3 protein-coding genes are annotated in these 4,320 nt (G+C 32.6%); all 3 read right to left on the bottom strand.

The window, feature by feature from the left end; all coding sequences use genetic code 11:
• Window positions 1-349 precede the first annotated feature (349 nt).
• Complete coding sequence (locus GOQ24_RS12490) at window positions 350-1,270, bottom strand: hypothetical protein (protein ID WP_160339835.1); 921 nt, start codon at window positions 1,268-1,270, stop codon at window positions 350-352.
• Window positions 1,271-1,437: 167 nt separating this feature from the next.
• Window positions 1,438-2,598 (bottom strand): hypothetical protein, encoded by a 1,161-nt coding sequence (locus GOQ24_RS12485; RefSeq protein ID WP_160339834.1) that lies wholly within the window; start codon window positions 2,596-2,598, stop codon window positions 1,438-1,440.
• Window positions 2,599-2,777: 179 nt separating this feature from the next.
• Window positions 2,778-4,139, bottom strand: a complete 1,362-nt coding sequence (locus GOQ24_RS12480; RefSeq protein WP_160339833.1) for a hypothetical protein — start codon at window positions 4,137-4,139, stop codon at window positions 2,778-2,780.
• Between the last annotated feature and the right edge of the window lie 181 nt (window positions 4,140-4,320).

Genomic DNA, 4,320 nt, shown 5'->3' with positions numbered 1-4,320 from the left:
TTCTAAACCCAATAGAAATGCTTACTCGTACTGCTTTCTTTGAATTTTTAAATTAATCAAACATTGGTAAAAGAAAATGTAAAATAATTCATTTGTATTTACTCTTTATTATTGCTTGTTTTATACCTCATAACAAACACTTACTTCTTACAAAAAAAGGCAATAACTCCTCCATTTAAAATCTTACACAACTAATAATAAAATCAGCTACTTACATTATTATATTCTCAAAAACACTCAATTATTAAGTAAATAAATCGCCAAATATTTTAAATAACGATACTAAAAAAAGAGCCTGAAAAGACTCTTTAGATAACACCTTATTACTACTAACAATATCTCTTAAAATCTATTTTCCCTTGCTTAAAACAGGGATACAGGATAACTGCTCGTCGAAACTAAATTCAGTGAGTGAAGTATTGCCTTTCAAATGCTTTGAGCGATCATCCTTAGAAGTATCAATAGCATACATAGAAGAAATACTACCTGCGTAGTTCACACTATTGTCCGCTGCTTTAATATCAATACTGACTTCGCCTGACTCATCTCTAAATGCTTTTAATTTAATTTCTAACAATTCAATTGCATCATCCTTAAACTCAACATTTCCTGATTCAGACACAATGAACCCATTGATATCGATTTCCTCTGCACCAGAAACACCAGGGTAAATTAACTCATTGCTATCTTCATTTTGAAGTACAATTTTATATATACGAGATAAAGCCCCTTTAATAGATTTATCACTATTTACCTCAAAATCAGAAGTTCGAACTTCAACGACATACCTACAGAACTTTACAAGACCAGTACTCGTTTCAAGTTCGTATACTCGAACTAAATTCTCTCCTTCGTATTGTACAGTCTCTGCATAAAGTCTTGTGAATGATGACACTATATTATAAGTCTTACTGCCTACTGAGATGAAATTAACTGCTGGAGTATCAACATCTAAAACAACAACTGTAATCAACTCAGAATCAATCATTCCCTCTCTTTTTGCTATGACATTATACCGACCAGGTTTATCAAATATCTTTGTATAACCAATCTCCTGATGATCCATATAAATCTTTGCATCATTAACTTTCTTATCATTTGCTTTTACTGTAAAAACAACGGATTCTCCAACTTTAACATTGTAATTACTTGCTTGTATGATCAACTGAATTTCATTAGTAGTATTATCATCATTACTATCATCGCTACTACACGATACAGTCATAAAACACACTAAAGCAATTAGTATCAATGAGAGTATTTTTTTCATAATCAAATCTTTTTATTCAATGAATGGTTGTTTACAAAATAACAATACTTATTATATCCGAACCTACATCAAATCAATTATATATTGCTAATTAATTACAATAATCAACTAAAAAAAGAGATAACCTGTATGGAAGTTATCTCTTTCTAATTCAATTAATAAACTGATTATTTAATTGCTCTAAGGTTTCCTTTAGGTCCTTTAGCTTTAATATTTGTTATACTATTTGTGCTTGGTTTTGATACAATAAACACATAAGCTCCCTCTAATACACCAGAATAGTTCACATTAAATTTAGTCATACTTGGTGAAGTGTAAGTACCTGTTGAACCAATTCCTACAGAAAACACACCGTCTTCACTCACATCATATCCTACATATAAATCAGAACTATCATCTGGATCTGTATAATCTATATCTCCATCTATTATAGTGTACATATCTCCCCATAACCATTCAGACGCAAGAGTATTCAAAGGGGAAGATTCTTGGTTTTTAGCCTCTATATAAAAAACCATTCCTTGAATCACACCACCTTCTTCCCAAGCGTTATCATAATCTTCATCAGTATTCTGACCTTTGTACATTTGGTAAACATATCTAAAAACTTTTCGACCATCTTTTAACGTGTAAATAGCTTTTACATAATTAGGTTTTCCTTCTGCCGTCTTTCCATCTTCATAACAAGCAACACCATATAGTCCGTAACTCAACTCATATGTCTTACTACCTAAAGTAACAAAACTTTCAAACTCTGGTTGCTCATTCTCCGTAACTCTAACAACTACTTCCTTTGAATCTATATAACCTTCCTTCGTTGCTATAAACTTAAACTCACCAGCTTCATCTGCGATCCATTTATTGTTATCAACAGTTTTACCTTGCAGTGATTTAATTTTAAAATCCTTTACTTGAACACCGTTTTCTCTCACAAAGAACGACACTTCTTCCCCTATCTTAATCTCAGAAGCATCTGTTGATAGTTCAAGTTGTTTCTTGCCATTTGAGTCTGTTACGTTGATTGTAACCGAGGCACTATCCAAGAAGCCTTTTTTCTTAGCAACTACAACAAAAGTTCCCGCTTTTTTAAAAACATGCTCTTCCCCAATTGTTTCACCATTTATGGTAATCTTAGCACCATCAACAGCCTTATTGTCAATAAGCACCGAAAACTTTACGGTTTCTCCGACTGTAACAGCCGTTTTATCAGCTTTTAATACCAGTTGTTTTTCATCCTTTTTCTCCTCTTTGGAGTTATCATCACTACTGCAAGATAACCCGAATGTAGCCAAAGTTGCTACAGCAATAAACATAAAAATTTTCTTCATAATCTATTAATTTGACTTTTGGTTGAATAAGCAAATTATAAAAGGAGAACTGAAACAACTAAAACAATTCAATTGCGAAAGAACAATTTCAAGAAGATTTCAAACATTTTAAGTGTAAATTCAAAACAAAAAAACCTCCACTCAAAAGAGTGGAGGCAGCATAATTAAAATATGTACTATTACTTCACAAAAGTTCTAATTGTTCTATCAAATTTTGAGATCATATTTGACTTAACTTTCTGATTTGCCCCAACAAATCGACTTGTAGACCTTGTTTTGTTAGCACTATTCTCAGAAGCATCAAAAAAGTAACTCTCTCCTTCATATTCAATGCTGAATGGCTTATCATTCATTGGAGCAGTAGTTCCTTTGTAATGACCTTCAAAAAGGTTCTTAGCATTTACTTGAGCATCAAATTTAAACTTCATATCCAAATTACTAACTCCAATAGTACTACCATTTCTAATTACTCCAGCAATAAGAGGAGTTGTATTTGTAGCATTTGGTAAGTCTGGTGAGTATGAACCTTCAGATACTTTCTTAGCTGGCGTTTTGAATACATAGACTGCAGCCAAATCCCCAGATCCAACTTCTACTTGCCATCTAGCAACTACTTCTGTTTTTGACTCATCAGCATACTCTAATCCAAAAAACACTAAATAGCTATCTTCAATTTGATGAGTAGCACCATTAAATTCAAAAGATCCTTTTCCTTTAGCTTCTACTTTTTCAGCCTCCTTAATAGTCACCTCAACACCGTTGCTAAAACTTCCTTCAAACTCTGCACTAAAAGTAACTGTTCCTGCAGGCCCATAAAGATTGAACTCTCCATTATCATCAGACAAGATATCAAGAGCCTCACCATCCACGTGTAACACCGCATCTTTAACAGGTGTATTACCCGTAACGATAGATAAAGTAAACGGTTTACCAGCAAACACCTCATTTGGATTAGTAACTAAAGTTAACTTCAAGTCAATCGGTTTCCCTGTTACTGTAATTTCAACATTATCAGAATTTTCTAAGCCTTCTTTGAATGCAAAGAACTTAAAGCTTCCTGCTTTATCAGCTATCCAGCTTGTTCCGTTTATCTCTGTTCCATCAGCAAAACTAACCTTGAAATCCTTTAAGTCAGCTCCTCCTGCTTGTGCAGTGAAAGTAACTTTTTCTCCAACTTCAACCTTAGATTTATCTGCTTTCAAAATAATCTTGTTTGCATTTTCAGTTACCACTACATTAATTGGATTACTATTGCGATAACCTGCTTTTGTTGCTACAACTTTAAAAGTACCTGCTTCTTTAAACACGTGTTTTAGACTACCAGGTTGGTCATTGATAAGGATCTTCACTCCATCAATCTTTTTATTGTCTAACTCTGCAGAAAAATTAACTGCTTCGCCTACTTTTACTTCAAGCTTGTCTGCTTTTAAAACTAATTGTTTTTCCTCTTTCTTATCATCAGTAGAGTTATCATCACTACTACATGATATTCCAAACGTAGCAAGAGTCGCTACGAAAATGAACATAAAAATTTTCTTCATAATTGATTCTAATTTGGTTATTGATTGAATGACCAAATTATAAAAGCTGCACTCCAAATAAATAAACTATTCAACTATAATTAAGTTATTTCTAAATATTACCAAACAAATATCATTATCCTTAACAATACATAAGAAACAAAACCAATAAACAAAAAAAAGAGCAGTTAAAAAACTGCTC

It is taken from the genome of Myroides sp. LoEW2-1, assembly GCF_009767705.1.
Lineage (GTDB): Bacteria > Bacteroidota > Bacteroidia > Flavobacteriales > Flavobacteriaceae > Flavobacterium > Flavobacterium album_A.
The sequence above is the reverse complement of the archived record's forward strand: the minus strand, read 5'-3'. Positions and strand labels throughout refer to the sequence as shown.

What these genes read in the sequence shown, in the direction of transcription:
- GOQ24_RS12480 (WP_160339833.1), bottom strand. Translation starts at nt 4,139, where the DNA reads ATGAAGAAAATTTTTATGTTCATTTTCGTAGCGACTCTTGCTACGTTT.
- GOQ24_RS12490 (WP_160339835.1), bottom strand. Translation starts at nt 1,270, where the DNA reads ATGAAAAAAATACTCTCATTGATACTAATTGCTTTAGTGTGTTTTATG.
- GOQ24_RS12485 (WP_160339834.1), bottom strand. Translation starts at nt 2,598, where the DNA reads ATGAAGAAAATTTTTATGTTTATTGCTGTAGCAACTTTGGCTACATTC.